The sequence below is a fragment of the Actinoalloteichus caeruleus genome (genome assembly GCF_049311605.1).
Classification (GTDB): Bacteria; Actinomycetota; Actinomycetes; order Mycobacteriales; family Pseudonocardiaceae; genus Actinoalloteichus_B; species Actinoalloteichus_B caeruleus.
Map to the genome: position 1 here is coordinate 2804445 of NZ_CP186005.1, position 25893 is coordinate 2830337.

6 protein-coding genes are annotated in these 25893 nt (G+C 72.4%); 5 read left to right on the forward strand and 1 reads right to left on the reverse strand.

From position 1 onward, the window contains the following. Positions 1–12 precede the first annotated feature (12 nt). The 5 genes from ACOJVX_RS11940 (at position 13) to ACOJVX_RS11960 (ending at position 22403) form a co-directional block, all read left to right on the forward strand. Complete coding sequence (locus tag ACOJVX_RS11940) at positions 13–1836, forward strand: WXG100 family type VII secretion target (RefSeq protein WP_026420311.1); 1824 nt, start codon at positions 13–15, stop codon at positions 1834–1836. A gap of 49 nt (positions 1837–1885) precedes the next feature. After that, positions 1886–2368 (forward strand): YbaB/EbfC family nucleoid-associated protein, encoded by a 483-nt coding sequence (locus ACOJVX_RS11945; RefSeq protein ID WP_030107302.1) that lies wholly within the window; start codon positions 1886–1888, stop codon positions 2366–2368. A 117-nt stretch (positions 2369–2485) separates the two neighbouring features. Further along, complete coding sequence (locus tag ACOJVX_RS11950; protein WP_030107301.1) at positions 2486–2836, forward strand: hypothetical protein; 351 nt, start codon at positions 2486–2488, stop codon at positions 2834–2836. 19 nt (positions 2837–2855) lie between these two features. Continuing rightward, complete coding sequence (locus ACOJVX_RS11955) at positions 2856–21149, forward strand: hypothetical protein (protein ID WP_422647532.1); 18294 nt, start codon at positions 2856–2858, stop codon at positions 21147–21149. 273 nt (positions 21150–21422) lie between these two features. Then, on the forward strand, positions 21423–22403 hold the full coding sequence (locus tag ACOJVX_RS11960) for a hypothetical protein (protein ID WP_026420313.1): 981 nt from the start codon (positions 21423–21425) through the stop codon (positions 22401–22403). A gap of 409 nt (positions 22404–22812) precedes the next feature. Here ACOJVX_RS11960 and ACOJVX_RS11965 read toward each other — a convergent pair whose 3' ends face one another. Next, on the reverse strand, positions 22813–25647 hold the full coding sequence (locus ACOJVX_RS11965) for an AAA family ATPase (protein ID WP_422647533.1): 2835 nt from the start codon (positions 25645–25647) through the stop codon (positions 22813–22815). Positions 25648–25893 lie beyond the last annotated feature (246 nt).

Here is a 25893-nt window from a genome sequence, read left to right on the forward strand (position 1 = left end):
GGAGGATCACGGATGGAGCTGGTCTCCGACACCACCCAGCCGCCCGACCCGGGCGACTTCGGGGGCGTTCCACCGACGCTGGAGGGCGCCGTGGCGGCGCTCGCGGCCGCCGACCCCGACCGGTTCTACCGCGCCGCGGACAGCTTCGACGGCATCGTCACCCGGCTCAACGGGGTGTTGGACGAGGTACGTCGACACTGGAACCGGCTCGACGAGGTCTGGCAGGGCGGTTCGGCCAAGGACAGGTTGTCCGAGCGGAGGACGAGGACGGACAACGTCGTCGTCCAGGTGACCGACACCCTGAGCACGCCGAGTTACTCCTCCCGCACCAGGGAGGCCGGGGACGCCCTGGTGCGGGCACAGCGGCAGCTGAAGGACATCCAGCAGTCGACGGTCCAGATGGACCCGCTGCCCACCGACATGCCGGCGGAGGACGCCGCGCACGCCAACGCCGCGCGGGCGGAACACGCCGCCAGGGTCAAGGACGAGCAGGCGGCGCATGTGCTCCACCGGCTGTCCGCCGACTACAACCAGACCAGTGCCACCCTGCGGCAGCTTCCCGAGGTGACCGCGGCCGACGCTCGGGTGCGGGCCAACGCGCCCATGACCCGCGTGACCCAGGTCGGGGTCACCACGGCCTCCGCCCCGATGTCGGTGCTCGGCGCCCCGGCGAACGGCGTTCCGCTCTCCCCGACCGGGCTGGCCGCTCCCGAGCAGCAGGAGGTGACCCCGTACGCGGGAGCGCCGGCCGCCGTGGCCGGTGCCGCCCCCTACGGGGCGGTCCAGCAACGCATGGGTGTCCTGGGGCAGCCGGCCGCGTCGTCGCAGCCCGTCGGTGACGAGAAGTACGGGGTCAACTCGGTGGCGCGCCCCGCCGGCGTCGGCGTCGTCGGCGGTGTCGGCGACCGCGCCGGCCAGCCTGGGCAGTACGGGCAGTCGGGGGAGGACGGCCAGTGGTCCACTCCGGGTGATGTCACGGTCGGTCTGGACGCGCAGGCGGTGCAGACCGTCGGACACGCCCCCGTGGTCCCCGCCGCGCCCGGGGCACCGGTGGCGCCCGTCGCACCGGTGTCGAACGTCCCGGTCGGGGTCGAGGCGGGTGGACGGGTGCCGGTGGCGGGCATCGGAGTGCCCGGCGGCGTCGGCACCAACGTGCCCCGGTTCCCGCAGCCGGTGAACCCGGTCGTGCCGCCCGTCTCCAACCAGTCCGGGGACCGCCCGGGCAACCCGCCGGGGCACAACCCGTCGCCGACGAACCCGTCGGGTGGCCGACCGCCAGCGGGGCAGCCTCCGCTGAACACCCTGCCGCCGGGCAGTGGGCCCGGGTCGGTGCCCGTCCAGAACCCCCAGTTCGGGCAGACCCCCGGCGGGGTGACGCCCCCGGGTGCGCTCCCACCAGGCAAGGTCACCCCGGGGCTGCCGGTCCTTGGCGCCACACCCGGGGGCATCCCGCCGTCCGGTGTGGTCTCGCCGGGCAGCGCGGTGCCGCCAGGGGCGATCCCGCCCGGTGCGGTTCCGCCGGTGCCAGGCGGGACGCCAGGAAGCGCGGTCCCGGGCCAGCCCCTCGGCGGAGCGCCACTGCCCGGCGGGACGCCCGGGCGGTTGCCGGTGTCCACCCCGGGCGGCGTCTTCGGGTTCGACATGGGGATGGGGACCCCTGGCGTCGTGACCCCGGGGGGTTCGGGAGACTCCAGAGCTCCGTTCATGCCGATGGGAGGAATGGGCGCGGGTGCCGGCCAACAGGAGGAGGACCGGCTGCGAGACGCTCCCTACACCGAGTCCGACTCGTGGTCGGTCGCCCGGGAGGGTTCCGCCGGAGTGATCGGCCGGGACTGACAGCCCGCCCCACCGTCCCCGACAGCAACATCCAGCAGGAGGACCTGACATGACCGCCGGCTTCAACCCGTTCAGCGGCCAAGGCCTGCCCGACGTCGCCGGAGCCCTCGCGGAGTTCGAGAAGCAGCAGGCGCGGCTGATCAAGCTCCAGGAGGACATCTCCAAGGCGTCGACGACGGTCGACTCCGACAACAAGATGCTCACCGTGACCCTCGACGGCAACGGCCAGCTGCGCGAGATCAAGGTGAACACGACCCAGTACCGCAAGATGACGCCCAAGGAACTGGCCGAGGTCCTCACCAAGACGTTGCGGAAGGCGAACTCGGAGCACCTCAAGTCGATGGGTGAGCTGATGGGCGGGTCCCCGGTCCCCAACGTGGACTTCGAGGACTTCGCCTCGGGGCGCAGCGACTTCGGCGAACTGCTCCAGGGCATCCTCGACCCGATCATCGCAGACCAGGGCGCCACCACGCAGAAACCCGAGCTGAAGAAGCCGCGTCCCCAGGACGACGGCTGGGACCACGACCGCTGACCGCCCTGGGGCCGCCCCTGACCCCGGCGGCCTCCCCCTTCGTTGACCCGAGACCACCGCGTGTCCCCCCGGGACACCGGGTCCCCCCTGGAGGGGCCCGAGAGGAAGGAGAGCGGCGTGGCCGACGAGACCTCAGTGGACACCACCGAAGTGTTCATCCACAACAAGGAGGACCGGGAGGCCATCGAGGACTTCGGTGCAGCGTGGCGCGAGCTCTGCCAGGTCCTCGACGCCAACGACGGCTGCTGGAGCACCGACGACATCGGGAAGGCGTTCGCGAACAAGTACGTCGAACCCGCTGACGGGCAGGTCCAGAGCCTGGAGGACGTCTACGAGATCTGCGCGAACATGTCGGGTTTCGTGCCCGAGGTGGTCGAGTTGTTCATGCAGATCGACAGCGAGGGGGCGCAGGACCTCGGCTCCGCCATCGACCATCTCCGCAGGGGTCGGCCCGACACCTCGGGCTGAGTACGGAACTGGGTGAGACATGACCACGGAACTGCCTGCCGGACTCCAGACCGCTCTCAAGATCGTCGCGGGCCAGCCCTGGCCCGAGGGGAGTGAGAGCGGCCTGCGTTCGATCAGCAGCGCGTGGTCGAAGATGGCGGACGAACTCGAGGTGTTCGCCGTCGCCATGGAGCGCTCCGCCCGCAACATGTCCCAGGACATGACGGGCGAGTTCTCCGACGGCTACCAGGACTGGGCCGCCCGGCAGGTCCGGACCAAACTCGACGAGCTCCGCGCCGGAGCCCAGGAGCTGTCGAGCCTGGCGAAGAACACCGCCGCCGACATCCAGCAGGCCCGTATCATGATCATCGTCCAGCTGGTGATGGTCGCCGCGGCGCTCGCCATGGCCTGGATCCCGTTCTTCGGTGGGGCCATCGTCTCCGCCGCCGTCACGGCGGCGCGCACGGTGATCTCGCAGGTCCTGCGCAACGTGATCACCAAGATCCTGGGCCGCACCATCGGCAACCAGGTCATCCGCACCGTCGGCACCACCATCCCCCGCGCCGTTGGCGGTGTCGGCAACAAGATCGGCGGCGGCGTCAACAAGGTCGTCGGCAACCGGGCCGGGAACGTCGTCAACCAGGTCGGCCGGCAGACCGTCAACAGCACCGCCCAGGAGGTCGGGCTCGACGTCGCCATCCAGAGTGGCCAGATCGCCACCGGGGGCCGTGACGACTGGAACAAGGACAACACCATCGGCGCGGCGATCGGCGGCGCGACGAACGGCGCGGCCAGCGGCCTCCTCGGTGCGGGTGGGCGAGGGCTGGGCAACAAGATCGGTGACGGCAAGTTCGGCGGCGGGCCGCAGAACTTCCACAACTCCAAGCCGGGCGAGGCCCTCAGCATGTTCGGCGGAGCGGCGCGGGAGGGCGTCGCGGCCGGTATCAGCGACGCCGCCACCGCGGCGGCGATGGGTGGCGAGTTCAACCCGTTCTCGATGAGCGCGGGCTTCTTCGGCGGGTTCAGCGGTCGAGGTGGCCGAGGCGGTGGCGGTGAGGGGGACGGGGTCGATGTCGGGACCGGCGACGACCTGACGGGACCGCCGACGCTCGACACGGAGAACAACCAGGCCCCGGTCCAGGAGGGCGGCGACGCGCCCCCAGCCGAGGAGGGGACCGGAGGCGGCGGGTCCGACAGCCGAGGGAACTCGACCGAGTTCGGTGGGCAGCAGGACAGCGGGAACCAGCACGCCGGCGACCGGGGGAACGCGGATCGGCCGGGCGAGTCCCAGTTCGGCCGCGACGGGACGGAGGGCGCCGGTAGCCCCCACGACCGGACCAGCAACCCGGGCGACACACCTGGCCATCGGGGCGGTCAACACTCCTCGGAGCAGGTCAGCCCGGACGCGCGCGGCGATCGGTCAGGCGGGTACGACACCCCGGGGCAGGACGGCCGAGGCCAGAACACTCCCGGCGGCGACGAGCGGACCTCGGGCTTCAACGGTGGCGTGCCCAGCCAGGTGAGCAACAACCAGCAGGGACCCGGGCAGCAGTCCAACCAGAACCAGCAGTCCAACCAGTCCAACCAGAGCGGCCGGCCTGGTGCCCAGAACGGTGGCCAGAACGACGTCAACCAGCCCGCCGGGCGGGACACGGTCCCCGGTGGGCAGCGCGGGGACTCCGGCGAGGGCATCGTCACCGAGTCCCGGGGCGAGCGGGGCGGCAACGGTGACGTCACCTCCCGGGACCGTCCGGACACCGTGGGCTCGCCGGACAGCGGCCGCGACTCCGCCTCGCGGGCCGACTCCGACACGAACGGCCGCCAGGAGACGAGCGACTCCCCAGGCAACCGGCAGTCGAACTCGAACGGCGGCGAGGGCGGGTGGAACCAGGGCGGGGAGACCGTTCCCGGGAACGCGCACGCCGACACCAGCCACGGCCAGGGCGGGCAGGAGTCCAACCCCGGGGAGGGACGCGGGCAGCGCGGGGAGGGCACCGACTCCGCCGGCCGCGAGACCGGTGACCGCCAGGGGACCGGAGAGCACCGGTCCACCGAGACGACCCCGGGCGAGAACGGCCGGGGCTCGGGGCAGGACTCCCAGTCCGGCCGTGACTCCGGAGCGGTCGGCGACGAGTCCCGCGACTCGCACCGGGGCACCGACAGCCGGTCCGACACCGGTGACGGTGCGAACGGCGGCGAACGCGGCGAGGACTCGCGACCCGGCCGGGAGTCGAGCGACCGCGATTCCAGCGGAACACCGGGCCGGGACACCGGTTCGGAGCAGCGGGACGGTCAGCGGTCCGGTGACGTCGACGGCGGTCCCGGTGAGCGGGGTGAGCGTGGTGGCGAGGAGGGTGCTCGGAGGGGGCAGGACGATTCGTCGTCGGAGCGTTCCGGGAGTCGTCCGGGTGAGCGGTCGGGTGAGGATGATCAGCGTTCCGGTGGTGAGTGGGGGAGCGGTGACCAGCGTGAGGGGGGTCGTGGTGGGGACTCCTCGGATCAGCGCGGCGGTGAGGACGGTCGTTGGTCCGGTGGTGAGCGGGGTTCCGGTTCGGAGCAGCGGGACGGCCAGCGGTCCGGTGACGTAGGCAGCGGTCCCGGTGAGCGCGGTGAACGCGGTGGCGGGGACGACGTCGGCTCGGGTAGGGGCGAGCACGGCCGGCCGGAACCCGGGACCGAGGAGAACCGGGTCGGGCGGGACGACGTGTCGGAGCGCGGCGACGACCGTTCGAACCACCGGACCGGCGACGACGGGCAGCGAACGGGTGACCGGGGAGGCCAGCACTCCGACAACCGACCCGAGCAGGGGCGGACCACCCCCGTCGTCGAGGACCACCGTGGTGACGGCCACCGCGCTCCCGACTCCCACTCCCAGACCCAGCAGGGCGGCGGGCAGCGGGACTCCTCCTCCGACGGTCCCACCCGGGTCACCCCCGACCAGCACACCTCGACGGGACGCGCCCAGGACACCGACGCCCAGCAGCACACCGGGCGTCCCGAACCCACGTCGAACCCGTCCTCGGACCGGGGCGCGCAGGGGCCGCTGCCGGGCGGCCGCTTCCAGGAGGCGGAGCAAACCGGACCGAGCCCGAACGGCCGTACCGGGTCGTCCACCAGCTCCGACCAGCCATCCACCAGCGTCCAGCACCCCCCGACCACGGGCGACACCGGTGGTGGGCAGTCCCCCGCCCCGCAGCAGGGACAGCAGGGCGGCGGCACGCCGCACCAGGACCGACCCACCACGACGAGTTCCGACACCTCGGGGCAGCGCGCGGACACCCCGGTGACGTCCCAGGCGGCGCCCCCACCCACGACGCAGTCCGGCTCCGGGACCCCCACCAACCAGGGGGGGAACACCGCGACGCAACCGACGAACTCGAACCAGCAGAGCGCTCCGCCGCCGGCGCCCGCCGCACGACCGGTGCCCACCGCCGTGCCGACGACCAGCACGCCCATCACCAGCACGCCCGTCACCAGCGGTCCCGTCCCCACCACGACGAGCACGCCGGCACCCGCACCGGTGGTCACGAGCAGCGGCCCACCGAGCACCCCCACCCCCACTCCGGTGACCTCCGATGCCGGGGCCACCGCGCCAACGCCCAGCCCGTCCACGGGCGGCCAGGCGACCACGCCGGCCACGCCGAGCCCGAACGGTCCCGCACCCCAACCCGCCCCGGGCTCCAGCACCAGCACCACGCCAACTCCCACCCCGCCCACCCCACCGCCCGGCGGTGGCGGGCAGTCGAGCACTCCGACACCGCCGCCCACGAGCGGCGGTCACACCTCGACCACACCGGGTTCCTCGCACACCCAGCCGCCGCAGTCCCCGCCAGCCGTCCCCGACCGGGGAGGCGTGTCCACCGAGTCCCGCCCCTCGGGCCCCGCCCCGGAGCGCCCCACTCCCCGGCCGATCGTCGAGGTGGGCACCACTCCCGCCCCCAAGGCACCGACCGGCGGCCCGATCACCGGGCAGACCGCCAGCCACACCACGGGGGCTCCACCGAATCCCGGTCCGAACCAGGGGCCGGCCACCCCACCACCGGCTCCCCGCCCCGACGACCCCGGCCGACCCACCCCGCCGCCGGAGAGCAACCGGCCCCCGACGAGTGGTGGCCAGCCCAGCCGCCCCGAGCCGATGCCCGTCCAACCGCCGGACCGGCGCGCCGAGGGCGGCCCGACACCCCCACCCGGCCAGCGGCCCACCCCCGGACGAGGGGACACCGAACAGCCGGGCCCGACACCCGTCCTCGTGCCACCCGGCCCCACCCCGAACGGCGGTTCCACCCCGCCCAGTGGACGGGACCGGTCCGGCGGACAGGACGGTCGAGCCGAGACGAACACCCCGAGTGACGGTCCCCAGCGGCCTCGGACCGAGTCCGAACTCGCGGCACCACCCGCTCCGCCACCCCGCCCGGCGATCACTCCGGAGGAGGTGACGAGGATCTACGACGTCCAGCGGGAGGCACTGGACGAACAGCTCACTCAGGTCCGGGCGGGCCGCACGATGACGTGGGACACCATGACGTCCTCGGACGGCGGTGTCTCGGTGTGGGTGGAGCGCGCCACACCGGACGTCGACTACCCGGTGAAGCGGGAGGCCCTCCAGGGGGCGCTGGACAGGGTTTCCCGCGCCGGTTATCGGTTCCCGGGTCCGGTGATGGTGACGATGGCTCCCCCCGACGCGCGGGGCGTGCTGACGCAGATGATGCACCTGCGGGACCCGGGGACCGGCGCCCACTCCTGGCACCTGCTGCTCGGCCCGAACGTCTTCCGGCCCAACGACGCCTCCGGCACCGACTACGGGGTGCGAGGAGGGGTCGGGGAGAGCGGGATGCGTGGGGTGGCGCACCGCGTCGCCGACGCCCGGTACGACGCCAAGCACAAGTTCCAGTCCCTGGGCATCGGGAGGCCGAAGTCGGAGTCCCGGAACTACCGCACGGCGATCGCCGAGGCGACCCTCGTGCACGAGTTCGGCCACGGCCTGCACACCGCGCACGACCCGTCGCAGTGGTTGCGGGTGCAGCAGCACGCGATGCGAGGCACCCAGCCGGTCCCGAATGCCGCTCCGAGCGCGCTGGACGTCAGCCACTACGCGACGAACAGTGGCCTGGAGTTCGTCGCCGAGGTCTTCACCGGCCAGGTGTACGGGGAGTCCTTCCCCGTTGGCGTGCGCAACGACTACGACGAGTGGGGCGGGCCGCCGCTGCCCTCCCCGCAGGCCCCACCGCCCCGCCCCGCCCTCACCCCCGAACGGGTCAACGAGATCTACCAGGTCCAGCGGGAGGTGTCGAACGAGCAGTTGGCGCGGATCCGCTCCGGCGGTGAGACGCGGTTCGACACCGTGACCTCGTCCGACGGCGGCGTCACGGTGCGCGTCGAGCACGCGACCCGGGATCCCGACTGGCCGGTGAAGAAGGATGCCCTCCAGGGGGCGCTGGACAAGGTGTCGGGCGCCGGTTACCGGTTCCCGGGGCCGGTGACGGTGTCCCTCGCACCGCCAGGGACCAACGGGGTGCTCACGCAGATGCTGCACCTGCGGGACCCGAACACCGGCACCCAGTCGTGGCACCTGCTGTTCGGCCCGAACGTCTTCCGGCCCAACGACGCGTCCGGCGCCGACTACGGGGTACGGGGAGGGGTCGGGGAGAGCGGGATGCGTGGGGTGGCGCACCGTGTCGCCGACGCCCGGTACGAGGCCAAGCACAAGTTGCAGTCGCTGTACCCCGGGAACCACAAGCCCAGGTCGAACACCTACCGCAGGGCCGTCGCGGAAGCGACCTTCGTGCACGAGCTGGGGCACGGTCTGCACACCGCCCAGGACCCGTCGCAGTGGTTGCGGGTGCAGGACCACGCCCTCCAGGGCACCCCGCCGACCTCCAACGCGGCGCAGAGCGCGATGGACGTCAGCCACTACGCGACGAACAGCGGCCTGGAGTTCGTCGCGGAGGTCTTCACCGCCCAGGTGTACGGCGAGGCACTACCCCACGACGTGCGCGGCGAGTACGCCGAGTGGGGCGGCCCGCAGAGCACCAACCCGCCAGCCCCACGCGCCCCGCTGCCCGGGGACGCTGACCACGGCGGGTCCACCACCGGCGAACCGGGCCGGAACCCCACCGACCAGACCACCACCGACGACCGGTCCGGCCCGGGCACCCGGGACTCCGAGGGTTCCCCCGGTCGCCCGGCGCGGCCCGGACGGGACGTCCCACCGCTGGATCCCGAACTACGCGCGAAGCTGGACGAGACGCCCTGGGTGGAACGTCGGAAGTACCGCCAGCTGCCCAGTCAGGACAGCCGCAGCGGCCTCGTTCCCCCTGGTGAGGGCGTGCCGCCCAAGCGGATCGTCCCCGGCCGCCCCTACGGGGAGCACACCGCCTTCGACGTGCGACGCGCCCAGGTCGGCGATCAGGGTGTCACCGAGGTGCGGGTCGTCGTGCGCGTCAACCCGGACCCGGGGTCCACCGCGGACCCCGACGCCGTCTGGGCCGAGGCGAGCAAGGGCGTCGACGACTACTTCAACTCCCGCGACCTGCGCCTGCCCAACGGAGATCAGCTCCGGGTGCGGATCGAGCGCGCCGAGGGCGACCAGCCAGCACACCACGAGGTGCGGATCACCGAGAGCGGGCGGAACGACCAGCGCAACTGGCGTCCGGGACAACCTGGCCTCGTCTACGCCCACGAGGTCGGCCACATGATCGGCCTGCCCGACGAGTACAACCCCTCCGGTGAGACCGACGGCCTGACGATCACTGGCACCCTCATGGGTGGTGAGACCACCTACCGCGACGCCGACGGGACCATCCGGGAAATGCCGGGGGTCCAGATCCCCGACCGCTACCTGCGGGTCCTCGACCAGCACATCGGCGACCTCTCCGCCGACACCGGGCCGTCGTCGTCCCGCACCTCCCCCGAGGGCTCCTCGGGGGACCGGGGTGAGCGCGGCGGGCCCGACCGGTCCCGAGCGGAGGGCGACGCGCCCCACGACCTCGACGCGCCCCCCGCGCCGGGGAGCCGCAGGGAACAGGGCGTCGAGCAGCGGGAGATGGAGCTGTCCCGCAAGTACCACACCAGGATCGGACCGGCACCGGGCACGGACGGCAAGCACTTCAGCCACTCCATGCTCGACAGGATCGACACCGTGCTGGGGGGCCTGCCGCCCCTGCACGTCCGGGACAACCCGTTCCTCGACTCGATCGTCCGCTCGGAGAGCAGTAGCGGCGCGAGCCGCTACAACCTCGACACCAACAGCATCGAGGTGGTGAACCCCGGCGGGATGCCCTCCTGGCTCTACACCAGGCTGGACCGGGGGATCGGCTGGCAGCGGTGGCTGATGGACCTCGGCCCGCTCTCCCAGTACGAAGGGCTGGGCGCCCGGGACGCCCTCAGGATCGGCGGCGAACGACGGCACGTCATGGGCGGGGTGTCCGACGTCCTGGCGCACGGCAACCTCGTGGAGTGGACACTCCGGCACGAGGTCGCCCACTCCGTGGACAACGGGCACGACTGGTTGGAGAACCACGCCCACGAGGACCGGTTCGGCGGTTGGCGGGTCCACGTCAACAGCAACGGCGACCACGACCTGTCGAGCGTGGCCGATGCGGTCGTCACCAAGGTCGGGATGACACCGGAACAGGCCGCCCGCACCGACAGGTCGGGGAGCACCACCTTCGACGACGCCCTGGAAACGGCGCTGCACCCCGAAGGCACCAGGAGCGATCCCGGCAAGCTCGACCGGCTCCTCACCGACTACGGCCACCACGGCCCGGAATACCGGGCCAAGGTCCAACAGGCCATCGACTTCGCCCAGGCCGCGCTGCGGCAACCCTGGACCCTCGACAACGGTGGTGGCGACCGGCTCACCGTCGACGGGCGCATCTACCAGGTGAGCCCGCACAACCAGTGGGTGAGCTACCAGGCCTCGGCCCGGGACAACGCGGTGTCCAACTACCAGTTCTCCGATCCGATGGAGTGGTTCGCCGAGGCCTACGCCGCCTACCACGATCCCACCCCGGGACCCCGCGACGCCCTCACCCAGGAGGCGCGGGACTGGTTCGAACACAACGCCCGCGAGGCCACCCCGGCCGGCAGCCCGCGCCTGGGCGGCACCGAACTCGCCGCGCCCCCCGCACCGCCACCGGGGCCCGCGCCCCAGGGCACGGCGCCCGACTCGCGAGCCGGCCAGGGCGAGCAGCCGCCCGCCACGAACCCGACCAGCAGTCCGAGCGAGGGCGACGCGCCCAACCCCGACACCAGCCAACGCGGGGGCAACGACACCCGGACGACGCCGGACCCGACCGTCGACGAGGCCACGAGGCAGGCACCTCCGGGGGAGGTGGACGGAACCCGCGAGCCCACCTCCGAACGCGCCACGGATTCCACCGAACAGCGCCAGAGCCGCGAACCGCGACGTGCGCCGGTTCCCACGCCGCGTGCCTCCTCCGCCCCGCCGGTGCTGACGTCGCCGCTGGTGAACGAGCGCCCGCCGACGCCGAACACCCACGACCCCGCTCCCAGCCCCGTCGAACGGGCCGCATTCGACGCGGAGGGCACCAGCGGAACCGGCCGGGGGCCGCGAGTGCCGGAGAGCACCCCGGTGAGTGAGGGTGAGGGGTCGAACCAGGTCGTCGCGGACCGGGAGCCCACGACGCGCGTCGAGCCGGACGGGTCGGATCCGGCGCTGGTCGAGGACGGTGGCGCCACCACGACGACCACCGGCGGTCGACCGCCCACGATCGAGGTCCCGCCGGCGCCACCGGAGACCGCGCGGGGCGAGGGTGCGTCGGACGAAGCCGGCGGCCGGGCTCCCGTGCGGGACGAGGCCGGGAGCACCGAGGAACGGGTTCGTGCCGACGACGCCGTCCAGGACGGTGCGGAGCGGCCCGTGGTGCCCGCTGCGACGCGGGAAGGCGGGACGTCCACCACCGATGCGGAGACCGGCGGGTCCACACCCGCGCCGCCCCGCCGGGTCCGGTTCGCCGAGCCGGTGGAGAGGACCGCCGACTTCGAGGGGGATCGCCCCGAGTGGATCACGGAGCTGCTGGAGCGCGCCCGTGAACGGCGCGAGCACCCGCAGGACGGACTGACCGAGGGCGGCCTGGAGGAGCGGGGCACCGAGGGCACCGGCGGGACCACCCGGGATTCGCGGGTGCCGGAGAGCACCCCGGTGAGTGAGGGTGAGGGGTCGAACCAGGTCGTCGCGGACCGGGAGCCCACGACGCGCGTCGACTCGGACGGATCGGACCCCGTGCGGAGTGCGGACCACGTTCCCACCACCGAGGACACCAACCCTGAGCTGACCACGACCGAGGCCCCGCCGACGCCACCCGAGACCGCGCGGGGCGACGGTGCGTCGAACGACCCCGGAGGCCGGGTTCCCGACCGGGACACGGCCGGAGGCATCGAGGAACGGGGCGGTGTGGACCGCCCGGCCCAGGAAGGTGGATCGGCCACCCCCGATCCCGAGGGCGGCACGCCGCGCCGGCGGTACGACGTCGACGACCGCTCGGATCCCGAGTTCGCCCCGCCCCCCGAGCGGGGTTCCGGGCAACAGCGGGACTCCGGTCGGCGCTACCCGTTCGAGACCATCCCCGACGACTCGGTGATCTCCGACTTCTCCTACCTCGTTCGATCGAACAGGGACTTCTCGGAGTTCGACGCGGAACCTCCCGCGCCGAGCACCACGCGGCCGGCCGCGGGGCCGAACCCCTCGCGGGACCCCGGATCGACGACGTTCACGTCCCCGTTCGAGACCGACTCCGCCCCCCACCGGGTGCACATTTCGCGACTGCTCGATCAGGAACCTGGCCAGCACAGCCATCGTGAGGGGGACGACCCGCTGACCGAGCGCGTCACGCGGGAGACGGGCCACGACACGACGGTCAGTCCCGAGCGGACGACCGAGTCGGCCGTGCGGGAGACGGGCCATGAGACGACGGTCAGTCCCGAGCGGACGACTGACACCGACACGCCGGGGGCCGAGAAGAAGCCCAAGCGCGATCTGATGCCCCGGGACCTCAAGGATGCCGGAACACTCGGTCCGGAGGCCAAGATCCGGTCCATCGAGCTGGACCAGGACTCCAAGTCCTCGACGACGTCGTCCCAGGGCGGGCCGACGTCGGGGAGGAAGCCGACCCCGGCACAGCAGCTCACCACCATCCTCGACACCCTCACCGCCGGGGATCGGCCGAAGAAGCTGGGGTTGAGCCCGACCGAGGGGACGACGCTGCGCACCCAGGTGCGGGACCTCGTCCGACGGGAGGGCACGGTGGCCGCGCTGCGCCTGCTGACCGACGGACACCTGTTCCAGTTCACCGGGGACAAGGGCTCGGTCCGCGATGTCTGGGTTCGGCTCACGCCGGAATCGGTCCTGCCGGCCCCGGACGACACCGCCACGAAGTCGACCACGACGTCGGATTCCTCCGACGGGACGAAGACGAGTCGCGAGGACGGTTCCAAGGCGAACGCCAAGGACTCACCCGACGCCAAGGACTCGCCCGACGCCAAGGACTCGCCCGACGCCAAGGACTCGAAGGAGCCCAAGGGCAAGGACGGCAAGGACGAGGGGCCCAAGGACGAGGTCGCGCCCGGCACGTCGATCGCCTCGGAGCGTTCCCGGAACAAGCAGGTCAGCCGTTCCCTGATGCCCTTCACCCTTCGTGCGGGCACGCTGCTCCAGATGTTGACGGGCGCACCGATCATGGTGACGCCAACCTTCAGGAGCACGGCCGAGCGGTCCACCCAGGACAGCACGCAGCGTGTGGGAACCTCCTCGCGCTCGGTGTCCAAGGAGGGCGACCCCTCCCTGTTCGACGTCCGCTTCCGGGCCGACGTCGAGGTGCGGGGCAGCGGGAAGCCGAAGGAACCGGGGGTCAGCCTCCCCGGCGAGTTCCGGCTGAGCTACTCCGAAACGGCGCTGCGCGACGCCCGCCCCGGAGAATCCGCCTCGACATCGACCCCGAAGTCGGACACCGGGACAACCACGGAGGGTGGGACGTCCGCCGTCGACACCCGGTCAGCGCCGGCTGACCAGAACACCACGTCGCGGGACAAGGCGGGCGAGGACACCCGGACGACCGAGGACACCAGCGGCAAGGACACCAAGGCCGACAGGGAGAAGGACACCAAGGCGGACAAGGACGTCTCGTCCCCGCAGGAGGGCACGAGGAACCCCGCCCCGCCCAAGCCGAGACCGGCGGTCGCCCTGCCACCCGCCCTGCTCGACCACATCGTGTCCGTGGATCTCGTCTCGGGCCTGGGGCAGGTCCGGGCGGACGTCATGAGCAAGCTGCCCGCCAGCGTCCCCGTCGACGGGACCATCCGCCGGGACGCGGTGAGCCGGATCAACTCGGCGCATGTGGAGAAGTCGGGGCCCGACGCCCTCATCCACGGACTGTCCACCTCCAATCCACAGCCTTCTGGGCGACGCACCTACCACCAGGTCCTCCCTGACGTCAGCACGACCACGACCACCAGGTTCCGCGGCTTCCAACGGCACGACGCCGGTGAAGCCACCCTCGGCCACGAGGCCTCCGCGACCGGCAGCCAGTCGAACGAACAGGGGATTTCCAGCGGTTTCGAGCTCGGGGTCGAGGTACGCGGTTACGGTCCCGGTGGAGAACTGAGCCACGGCCAGCAGATGAACGTGGGCGGGGTCGGCACGCTCGGCTTCGGCGCTTCCCGGAAGACGACGGGCTCGTTGGCCTACAACCAGGCACTCAAGAGCGAGTCGAAGATCGATTCCGACACCACCCTCTTCGTGCTGGACGCCGAGTTCAGCGCGGACGTCTCCGCCACCCGGTTCCGGGGGATGGAGAACGTCGACTTCACCGTCGACGGCAAGGAGGGCAAGGTGCACCTGCGGGTCCGCGGCTCCGATGCGGACACCGTGGAGCTCCTGCTCAACGAGGCGCTCAAGGACCAGCCGACCACCACCGAGAAGTCGACGGGTGGCGAGGGGTCGACGACGGTCGACAAGTCCGGCGGCGCCGACAAGGGGAGCGAGACGGGGGGCCCCGCGCCCGCCGGGAAGACCGGTCAGACCGACAACCAGGGTTCGGGCGACCGAGCGGCGGCGAACACCAATCCCACCACCAGCCCGCCCGCCGCGAACGGAGGACGGCAGGCCAACGTGACGCGGTGGGACCGGCTTTCAGTCCCCCTGCCGGTGCGCAGGCTCTTCGGCGGTGGGCGGGACACGTCGACGACGAACGGCGACCCCGCCTCGGGTATCCCGCTGACCCCCATCGCGCAGCCGAACCCCGCGAGTCAGACCGGCGCGGACACCCAGACTCCCGCCCAGTCGGCAGGGTACCAGCACGGCACCTCGGGTACCGACGGGAGCGGCAACGACCGCGCGAAGCGGGGCGAGACCGGGACCACGGGCCGGAACCCGGCAGGGACCGACCCCGCGAACGTCACGACCAGCAAGCCGGAGTCGGGTGGGGGCGAGTCCGGCGGCGGTACCACCGACACGACCTCGTCCACGAGCAAGCCGGAGTCGGGTGGGGACGAGTCCGGCGGCGGCAACACCGACACGACCTCGTCCACCGCCAAGGACGGCTCAACCACGCCGAACCGTCCCAGCGTCGAGCGGCAGGCCGCCCTGAGGGCTGCCACCGACGCGAGCCTGTTCAACCACACCGAGCGCGTCAAGGGCGCGCACCAGGCCCTGGCCAAGGCGCACGCCGACATCGAGCAGCGCCTCACCAGGGATGGCGTCGTCGTCGACAAGCACGTCAGGGCACAGATCACCAGGAGCCTGACCGCCGCCATCAGCCAGTCGCGGGTCGAAGGCGACTACCACCGCATCTCCGTGCCGGGCAGCCCCCCGCTCACCTCGACCGTCCGAGTGGCGTCGCGAGAGTTCGAGATCGCTCTGACGGCCACGCCCGACAGCGACCCCGTGACCGCCGTCCACTCCGAACGGTCGGTCAAGGAAGGTGAGATCACCGCCACCCCGGGACAGGGCGCCGGGCTCGGGACCAAGATCCAGACCGCCGGTGCGCAGTTCGCCTCGTTGATGTTCGGCTTCCGCTCCCGCCTGAGCGGTGCGCCCAACCTCCAGCGCTTCCTGGGTGGCTTCCACCTCGGGCCGGGGTACCGTTCCGAGCACAACCACGGCTCGGGGCTGACCAGCACGACCAGCGTCGAGAAGAAGATCAAGTACAAGGGTCCGATCCGGGAGATCGAGCGCGGCGGGCAGTTGAACGTCACCATCACGGAGCCGTCCAACGACAAGGGCGGCAGGACCGACATCTCCGTCCCGGTGGTCGCTCGCCACCAGGTACCGGAGTTCCAGGTACCCACCGACGGCAAGGACAACCCGCAACGGTCGGTGGAGGAGTCCCTGCCCGGCAAGCCGATCACCGACCCCAAGGACGCGGACTTCCAGAAGAGCAGCCGGGAGGACGGGATCGACCTGTCCGGCGCCCTGGTGACACGGCCCGTCAACGACCTGACCGCCATCAACGACGCGCTGAGGACCGCGCAGCAGGACGTGCGCGAGAGGGTCAACGCGAAGCCGAGCGACACCGACACCACGATGGTGATCGACTCCGAGTGGTGGGCCGCGAACCAGGACCGCCTCCTGGGAGAGGGCGCCGTGCTCTCGAACGGCACGGAGAAGGGAACCGTTCTCGACCGCACCGAAAGCGGTGTCATCGGGATGCGCGCGCACGGCGCCACCTACGTGGACAGCCCGCCCGGGCTGACGCCGAGCGAGCAGACCACGGTGGACAGCTCCCGCAAGCAGACCAGCGGGAGCAGCAGCGACACCTCGATGAACGTCAACGTGATGGTCACCCCCGTCACGGGCAACGCGGGGAAGAGCTGGTCGAGCGAGCAGTCGGCGGGCAAGGGCTACGGCGCGAAGAAGGTCACCGCCGTCGAGGGAATCAAGGACACGGTGTACCACCGGTACCGTGCCGACGCCCTGGTGACCATCTCGGCCCACGCCTGGCAGAACCTCCTCGGACAGCCGAACCAGGACGCCTGGGGGCACCGGAACTTCTTCGGGTACCCGATGGCTCCGGCGACCAAGACCGTCACGGTGCTCATCCCCAAGGCACTCGAGTTCGTAGTCACCGACACCCAGCGCCAGGACAAGAAGCTCCCCGAGCCGCCCAGCACGGTGAAGGACGGCACGAAGGAGCCCAGCGAGGGCGGATCGACCGGGACGACGAAGGAGGGCACGGAGGGAACGAAGTCCCCGGACCAGGACGCGCCGAACACCGAGGCCGGCCCGGCGAGCGACCAGACCGAGGGCCGCGACTCGGCGAGCGACGGGCGACACGACGGCCAGCGGCGCGGTCCGGCCGACACCACCGAGTCCGCCATGCGGGACACGGCCGGTGGGGATGGTCGGACGAACCAGCGAGGCGAACGCTCGGCCGAGACCACCGACGCGACGGACACCACCACGTCGACGACGAGAGCTCCGGAGAACCCCAACGGGGACACCACCGGAACGACTCCGGAGAACAGCACCGGGAAGGCTCCGGAGAACAGCACCGGGAAGGCTCCGGAGAACAGCACCGGAACGACTCCGGAGAACAGCACCGGGAAGGCTCCGGAGAACAGCACCGGAACGACCCCGGAGAACAGCACCGGGAAGGCTCCCGAGAATTCCACCGGGAAGGCACCCGGGAAGGACCCGGCCTCCACGGCGAAGGACGGGACGACGGAGACCGACGGGAGCACCGCGACCACCGAGAGCCCGAAGAAGAACCCGGGCGCTGGTACCCGGAAGCTCCCGCCCTACATCGGGGTCGGGACCGCGCTGGGCGCCGACACCGCCCTCGTTTCCCCGGAGGGCCTGAAGGAGCTCGACGCGACGCTCAAGAAGGTGATCGCCCAGGTCACCCCCGGCGCCGCGCCCTTCGTCAAGGCAGGTGACCAGAACCCGCCCCCGATCGGCGCACTGGCCCGCACGGCCGAGCTCACCGCTGAATCCAGGGGTGGAGCCACGGTGGAGCGCATGGCCACCGGGCAGGCGAGCGTGCTCCACACCCAGTCGATGGTCTTCAAGGACCGGACCTACGAGTACCGGGTGATCGCGCGGGAGGATCCGAGCAAGGAGATCACCCACCTCGGGGCCGAAGAGCGGAAACACCAGTCCGAGCAGGCCTCCTCCACGCCGAGCGAGGTGGGTGGCGGCAGGGGCACGGGCTGGTCCGCCGCCGCCGGCCTCAGCTACATGTTCGGGGAGACCCCGGCCGAGGGACCACCTCCCGGCGGGATGGGTGGCCCCGTGTTCGGTGGGAGCTGGAGCGGCAGCAAGAGCGTGTCGCGCACCGACGAGGCCGTGGACAAGCGCGGGGACAAGGTCGAGGTGACCCAGGTCGAGCGGTTCACGGTGCCTGTCACCTACGAGATCGAGGTGTACCAGGTCGACACGCCCGGCATGATCATGTCCAAGATCTCCGGTGGGCACAGTCCGCACGTCCTGAACTCCAGCAACTACCGGAAACCCTCGACGCGTCAGCTGCCCGTGCCCGAGGAACTGAGAACGGTTCCCGGGAAGGTCGACCTGCTGGTCCCGCACGACGACACGCTGCCCGTGGAACGGACCGACGGGGACACGAGCGGCTCCACGCGCGGCGACGGGCAGTCGAAGTCCGAGGGGAAGCAACCGGAGGGCAAGTCGAACGAGGGCAGGTCGAACGTCGCTGCCTCGTCCTCGACGGCAGCACCGAAGTCGACGTCCGACCAGGCGACGTCGAACTCGGAGCGGCAGGACAGGTCCCCCTCGACCGGTGCCCCCGCCGGCCGGGAGCGGATGCCGAAACTGGAGGCGCTCGGCAAGGACGAGAAACCCACCGGGAAGGACTACACCGACGTACTCAGCAAGGCGACTACCCTCCGCGTGCGTGGGATCGCCACCGACGGGCTCGCCGACCACGTGGTCGACTCCGCCGTTCGAGCACCGAACAAGGGCGGTGACCCGTCACACCGCGCCGAGCGCCTCTACGGGGACGCCACGGAGGAGCGTCGGGAGATCCGGGACCTGGCCTCCGAGCGGCAGCTGTCCGTGCACCTCCCGCGCATCCTCGGGGAAGGGATGCCCTACTCGCACGAGGTCGTCAACCGCAACCGCTATCGGACCGCGAAGCACACCACCGAGATCAAGCCGAAGGTGTACGAGGTCGAGTTCGACGGGTCCCGCACCATCAAGCGCGAGATCTCGTCGACCAGCGGGCACTCGACCTCGATCAGCCACACACAAGGCAAGGTCAAGGGACCGAACGCCGGTGCGATGGGCACCAACCCGAGCAACCCGGCCGGTGGTACCGGTGGGGGCACACCCGGCCTGACCCGGCGGGAGGGCAGTTCGTACAGCGAGAAGAGCGAGGACACCTCGGGGGAGAAGAGCACTCACGAGAACGTCACGCTGTACCGCTACCGCGCGGACGTCTACTACGACATCGTCAACAGCTTCCACAAGCGGCGCAACATCTTCCCCTGGCCCCTGGAGCGTGTTCTCCTCAGCCCGCTGGACATCACCACGACCACGACGGTGCGTGGCCGCGAGGGGCTGTACTTCGAGCTGAACGAGGCCGAAGCCAAGGAACTCGGCCTGCCGACCGAGAAGAAGCCGGCCGTCGAGCAGAAGAAGCCGGCTGAGCAGGAGGCCGCGGTCGAGCGGAAGACTCCGGCTGAGCAGAAGGCTCCGGTCGAGCAGGAGGCCTCTGGCGAGCAGAAGTCGTCCCCTGGCGAGCAGGAGTCCCCGTCCGTCGAGCAGCAGGCCCCGGTCGTGGAGCAGAGCACTCCGGTGGTCGAGCCGGAGGGGCCGCCGGCCGTGGAGCAGCGGTCACCGGTGGCCGAGCCCGAGGCGCCGGTCGTGGAGCCGGAGGACGCTGCCGTCGAGGGGACCGTGCCGGAGCAACGGGAGCAGCCGGGCGTGGAGCCGGAGGGGCCCGCGACTGAGCGGCGGGCGCCGGGCGTGGAGCCGGAGGGCCGTGAGCTTGAGCCGGAGGGTTCACCGGCGGTCGAGTCGAACGCTTCTCCCACCGATGAGCAGGAGACCTCGCGGTCGGAGGACCCTGCTGTCGAGGTGACGGCGCCGGTGGAGCAGCAGACGCCCGTGGTGCGGAAGCCACCGGTTGTCGAGCAGCAAGGAAGTGCGCAGTCGGAGGGGACGGTCGTTGAGCTGACGGCACCGACGGAGCAGAAGGCAGCAGTTGTCGAGCCAGCATCCCCAGCCGTTGACCCGGAGGCCACGGCCGTCACGTCGGTGGCGCCGGATGTCGAGCCGCTCGCCCCTGCCCCTGATTCGGAGGCGACGCTCCAGCCGGAGGCGACGACCACGACGACCGTGCGCCCAGAGGCGGCGGTCCAGCCGGAGCCGGCTGAGGCGACCGCGCGGCCGGAGGAGACCACCCCACCAGCCGAGCAACCGGCGGGGGCTGTCCAGGCGGAGACGACCGGTCAGCAGACGACAGCAACCGCCGAGCCGGAGGTGCCCGCCGGCGTCCAGCAGACGTCTACCGCGCCCCCGCCGCCGCTGACCGTGGTGGAGGACCTCGCGGCCTTCCTGAACCCGGAGCCGGCGGCCCAGGTGGCCCCGGCGGCGGGCCAACCGGCGTCGACCGCCGGCCAGCAGCCGCCGGCGCCCTTGGTCGTGAGCAGCGCCGCCGCTGCCCAGGCCGTCGCGACCGAGCCGGCGGTGACGCCGACCAGCACACCGCCGCCCGCGTCGCCGGTCGCACAGCAGACCCCGGTCGCCGGTGCGGCGGAGACCGGCACCCCGGCTGAGCCGGTCGTCGTCTTCGACGACGACGACGTCCTCCCCGCCAACCCGGCGCTCTACGCCGATCTCAGCCAGGACGACGGGCGCCAGGGGAGCAACTTGTGGTACTGGGTGGGCAGACCGCCCGAGGACATCGACAGCTTCGTCCGCATCGAACAGTTCTGCGCGGTCCTCGCGACCCGGTGGCTGAACACCCCCACGCCGGAGCCCGCGCCGAACCAGCGGTTCGCGGACCTTGACGAGACCGAACGCAACAGCGCGGTGAACACGCTGATCGCGTGGAACGGGGCGGCCGACGGCCAAGCCGCCCAGGTCGAGTGGGTCCATGACCAGCTCGACCCCGAGGGCGCTCGGCGACCGACCTCCGAGGAACTGGTGAACCTGCTCCAGGCGGGTGAACTCGGCGCCGGGGACCGGATCTGGCTGGCGACCGGGAGCCATGCGACCGCCGTGATGATGATCTCACCGACGGAGGGCTTCTTCTACGAGCCCAACACCGGACGGGTGGAGCGGTTGTCGATCGAAGGGCTGACGCGCCGCTTCGTGGAGAACACGGCTTTCGTGCTCGCACCACCGAGGAGCGCGTGAGCGCGGTGCGAACGGTGGACGCGCGCGTGCCCGGGACGACGAGCGGTCGCCCAGACCAGGCGACTCCCGGTGGCCGGAATCAGGACGGGTTCGCGGAGGGCGCTCCGCTCGCACCGCGCGTGAGCAGCCCGATCCGGGGCTCCGGGCGTGAGACGCACTCGTGCGGAGCAGGGCGCACACCACTCGGCGGGGTGGGGCGGACGGCGGCGTGGCGGCCGTGGCCGGTCCGGACCGACCAGGCCGAGCACGACCACCTGACGGAAGGAGAAGCGCATGCTGTCCCCCCATGAGGCGCTGTTGAGGTTGGCGCCCCTGCTGCCGGAGGACGTCCTCTGGCAGAGCAGGCGTTGGCTGGCCGCCGGCCACTGGGAGCTGGCCGGGCGGGCGGTGGTGATGAGCCTCGCCGACCACGGGATCGACGTCCCCCTCGGGTTGCGCGAGGTGTTGGCGAGCGCCGGGGGTGCGACCACGCCGCTGCTGTCCCTGCTCCGCGACGACGAGTCGGGGGACACGCCGGCCTGGGAGTTCGTCGACGAGCGCGCCCGCGACGTCCTGGTCCCGGTGGCCGCGTCGGCCGTCGTCACCGAGGTCCTCTCCGCGACGCCGGGAGAGCACACCGCCTGGCAGGTGTGGCGGGTCGGCACCATCGAGGTGCCCGGCATCCCACCACGTCTCGTGCACCTCGTGGAGACCACGGCCACCATGGAGGGCGCCGCGGAGCTGGCCAGCAGGCTCGGTGACGCGTTGGTCGAGATCGGCCTGGTCAGCCCGGCCGTTGAGGTGTTCTCACCGGAGACCAGCCTTCCCGACTACCAGACACTGGCCCTGATCAGCGGACGTGAGGTGTTCGCCTCGCAGCCACCACCGGTCCCGAGGCTGGCGGAACTGGACGAGGATCGGGTTCGCCTGTTCGACCCGGCCAACGCCGTCGACACCGGCGACCGGGACGAGGAACTGGGCTACCTCGCCGGTGGTCACCCCCTGGTGGAGAGCGCCCTGCCCGGCTACGACCTGCTCGACGACTCGGCCGGCCGGGTCGTGCCCGGCGGCCTGCTGACCGACGGGATCTGGGTGTGGCCGGCGGCCCTGGGCTACTACCTCGACCGGTACGGCGTGCCGATCCCCACCGAGCTCAGCGCGCACGTCAGGGCCGCCGAGACCCGGCCCCTCGTGCCGTCCCGCCGTGAGTGGTTGGCCACCGTCGCCCTCGTGCTGGACGCCCAGCAGGAGGGCGTCACCCCGGCGGCGGGGTAGACCGACGGGGCAGCGCCACCCGGGTGGGGGCCGCGCCCCGAGGCGGACCACCGGGAGGATGTGGATCGGCCCGGCGCGGGGTGGGAGGCGTTCGCCTCCACCCGGGTCCCGGGGCCGTCCCGACGGGGATGCCCGGCGAGCAGGAGCCACGGGACGGCGGCATCCCGGGTGGACCGTCGACGGCTGGCGCGGCTGGTGGCAGCACGCGCCACGGCGTTCGCCTTCCCCGTACCGCCGGGCAGCGACCGGAACCCGGGCTTCGCGGCCCCAGGTGTCCGTCGGTGGAGTCGCCGCGACGCTCGCCCACGTGCCGCGACGGCCCGGCCGTCACCGAACGCACCCGGGGCGGTGTGACGGAGACCGAGCGGCCGGGCCCGCCACCCGGCGGCGACGGGACGTCCGGCCACCCTCACGGGTACTCGCCGGTCAGCATGGCCGCCGCGAGGTCCACCCTGGACCCGTAGCCCCCTTTGGCGAACAGGCGGGTCAGCCGCCCTTCGACGCTCTTCTCGCTGGTCTGGAGAGCCGTCGCCAGCTCCCGGTTGCTGAGCCCCTCGGTCACCAGCACCGCCAGCAGCAGTTCGTTCTCGGCGGTCGTCGCGGTGCGTCCCGGGACCGGGAGGTTGTGCGCCCGCATCAGGTTCCGGGTCCTGGCCCGCCACAGCAGGGCGTCGAGGTCACCGAACAGCTGGTAGGCCTCGGGTAACAGCTCGTCGGGCCGGTACCCCAACGACGACGCCAGCAGTGCCGTGCCCGCGATCTCCGAGGGCTGCGCGCGTTCCCGGGCCAGCTCGACCGCCGCCGCCGCCGCGTCCCGGTCGCGGTGGACCAGCGCCTGGCTGCGCAGCGACAGGAGTTCGGTGCGCCCGGTCCCCATCCGGCGCGCGACCGAGGTGATCGCCGCGAGGTGGCCGGTGGCCTCCTCGACCCGGCCCTCGGCCGCGGCGATCTCCGCCAGTTCCGCCCAGAGTTCGTCGGTGCCGAGGACGAACCCGGCGGCCGCCGCCCGGTCCAGGCCCCTGCGCAGCGCGAGGATCGCGCCATCGCCATCGCCCAGCAGACGGCGGATGCGAGCCTGGGCCAGGTCCAGCAGGTAGTCGGCCTGCACGGGTTGGGACCGCGCCGACTCGGCGAGTTCGTTCGCCCTGGCCAGCCGACCCCGAGCGGCGAGGATCTTCACCGCGTCCCGGTACATGATCGTTGGCCCCGGTGGCCTGGCCACCGTGTTCCCGGCCGCCATGCTGCGGCGTGCGACGTCCATCGCGGCGACCCAGTCGCCGCGCATCTGGTGGACCATGAACTGGTCGGTCGTCAGCAGCTGGTCCACCCGGATGCCCTCCGCCGACAGCAGTTCCAGGGTCCGGGTCAGTTCCCCCATCGCCAGGAGCATGCTGACCTGGTAGCGCAGCCGTTCGAAGCGCAGCTGCGGCACGTCCTGGCCGCGCCAACGGGAGGAGTCGGCGAGGAACTCCCGGAACTCCGCCGGATCGCCCTGCCAGATCGCCGCCCCCGCTCCCAGGATGTGCGCGAAGTCGGCGGAGGCGGGCTCCCGGGACCAGCTGTCCCTGGTCGCCGCCAGCAGGGCCCGTCCCTCGCCGTACCGCTGCAACTGGAAGAGCGCCGCCGCCCTGGACACCGCGTGCTGCCCAGGGCCCCCGGGCAGCACGGTCCGTTCGCCGTCGGCGATCCCGCGCAACGGCCCGGTGTTCCCCGTCGCCCACTGGCAGGTCACGTAGATGACGCCGAGTTCCTGCCGAGCGGACTCCGGGACGTAGGGGGCGTGCCGGCTGATCAGCTCCTCCGCGCTGTCCGCGGCGTCGGTGGGACGTTCGTTGATGGCGCAGGCGGCGCAGTGCCCCACGAGGGTCATCGCGCGCCGGGTCGGGTCGGTGATCAGTTCCGCCGCGGCCCGGAGCCACCGCGCGGACCGCAGGCCGTGGGTGAACAGGGTGGCGCCGCCCCGGTCGGTCAACTCCGCGGCGGCCCGTTCCGGGTCGACGAGGCCCCCCGCCTCGACCAGCAGGTCCGCCACGGCGTCCTGGTCAAGGGCGGTCGGGCCTCCCTCCCACACCCGGGCGACGGCGAGGGCGGACAGCCGACGGCGCTGGTAGGGGCCCAGGCCGGCCCGCAACGCCTCCCGGACCGCCGGCAGCCGGAAGCGCCAGCCACGCCGGCCCGCCACCAGCACCCTGCGTCGCCGCAGCAGGTCGAGCGCCCCCCGCACCGTCGGAGCCGGCTGGGCCAACGCCTCGGTGAGCATCGTCTCGACGCCGACTCCCAGGGGAGCCAGGACCGCCAGCGCCTCGGCCACCGACCTGGCCAGGGGGCCGGCCTCACGGATCGGCGCGAGCAGCGGGCTCCTCGTGGTGAACCGGGGCGGTTCGAACTGGGGCACCAGGTAGGCGTGGCGGTCGACGACCCGCAACGCACCCGACTCGGAGAGCCCCCGCACGGCCCACCGGAGGGCGGCGGGGTTCCCCCGGGACAGCCAACGGAGTTCCCGCGTGAGCACCGGGTCCGGTCGTGCCTGGAGCCACTCGGTGAGCAGCCGGTGGTCCTGGTCGCGGGTCAGCGGACGCAGCACGGTGGACGAGAGCAGCCCGTCGTCGGTCATGCGGGCGACGACCTCGGCCTCCTGCCCCCCGAACGGGCCGACCGGGTCCGGCGCAGCGTCGACGCGCGCGGAGAGGACGATGCCGCACCCGGTGCCCAGCAGTCTCCTCGCCAACGGTTCCACCACGCGTCCGCTGTCGCCGTCCAACCAGTGCGCGTCGTCGACGAGGATCACCAGCGGGGCGTGCGCGCGCAGGACCTGGGCCAGCGCCGCGGCCAACCGCGCGTCCGTCTCGGGTGCCCGCTGGTCCGGGGGTACGGCGCTGACCCGGGCCACCAGGTCGAGCAGCACCTCCCGTGCGGAGGTGGGCCCGGCCGGCCCGGTGGGCGGCTCCGGGACCGACGGCAGGCAGGTGAGGAGGCGGTAGACGGCGCTGTACCGGGTTCCCCCGTCGTCCTGGCTGGCCGACAGGGAGAGGGTGCGGATGCCAGCCGCGCGCAACCGCCCCCGCAGGGCGCGCAGCAGCGAGGTCCGGCCGGCACCGGCCTCGCCGAGCACCCGCGCGAACGGGGGGCCGTCGGCGCGGGCGCACTCCGCGGCGAGGCGGTCGATCACCTCGTTCCTGCCGACCAGCGGCGGAGGTGCGGGACGCGCGGAGGTGGATCCGTGCACGAGTGGCGCGTGGTTCACCGGGTGCCTTTCCTGGCGGTCGAGCGCGTCGCCCTGCGGTGACACGACAGCGGGAAGCGCCACGGTGCGCTCCGGACGGAGGGGGACGGCCGTTCGGCCGTCCGCCGGACGACGAAAACGGACATGCGGAGGAGATCCCTCGAATTAGGGGCGAGGGGAGCCCCCCATCCCCTGAAGGAGGAATGGTGCGCTAGGAACGGGTGGTGGTAGATGGCCGCGTTGGCCCGGCAGCCCGCGCGAAGCCCA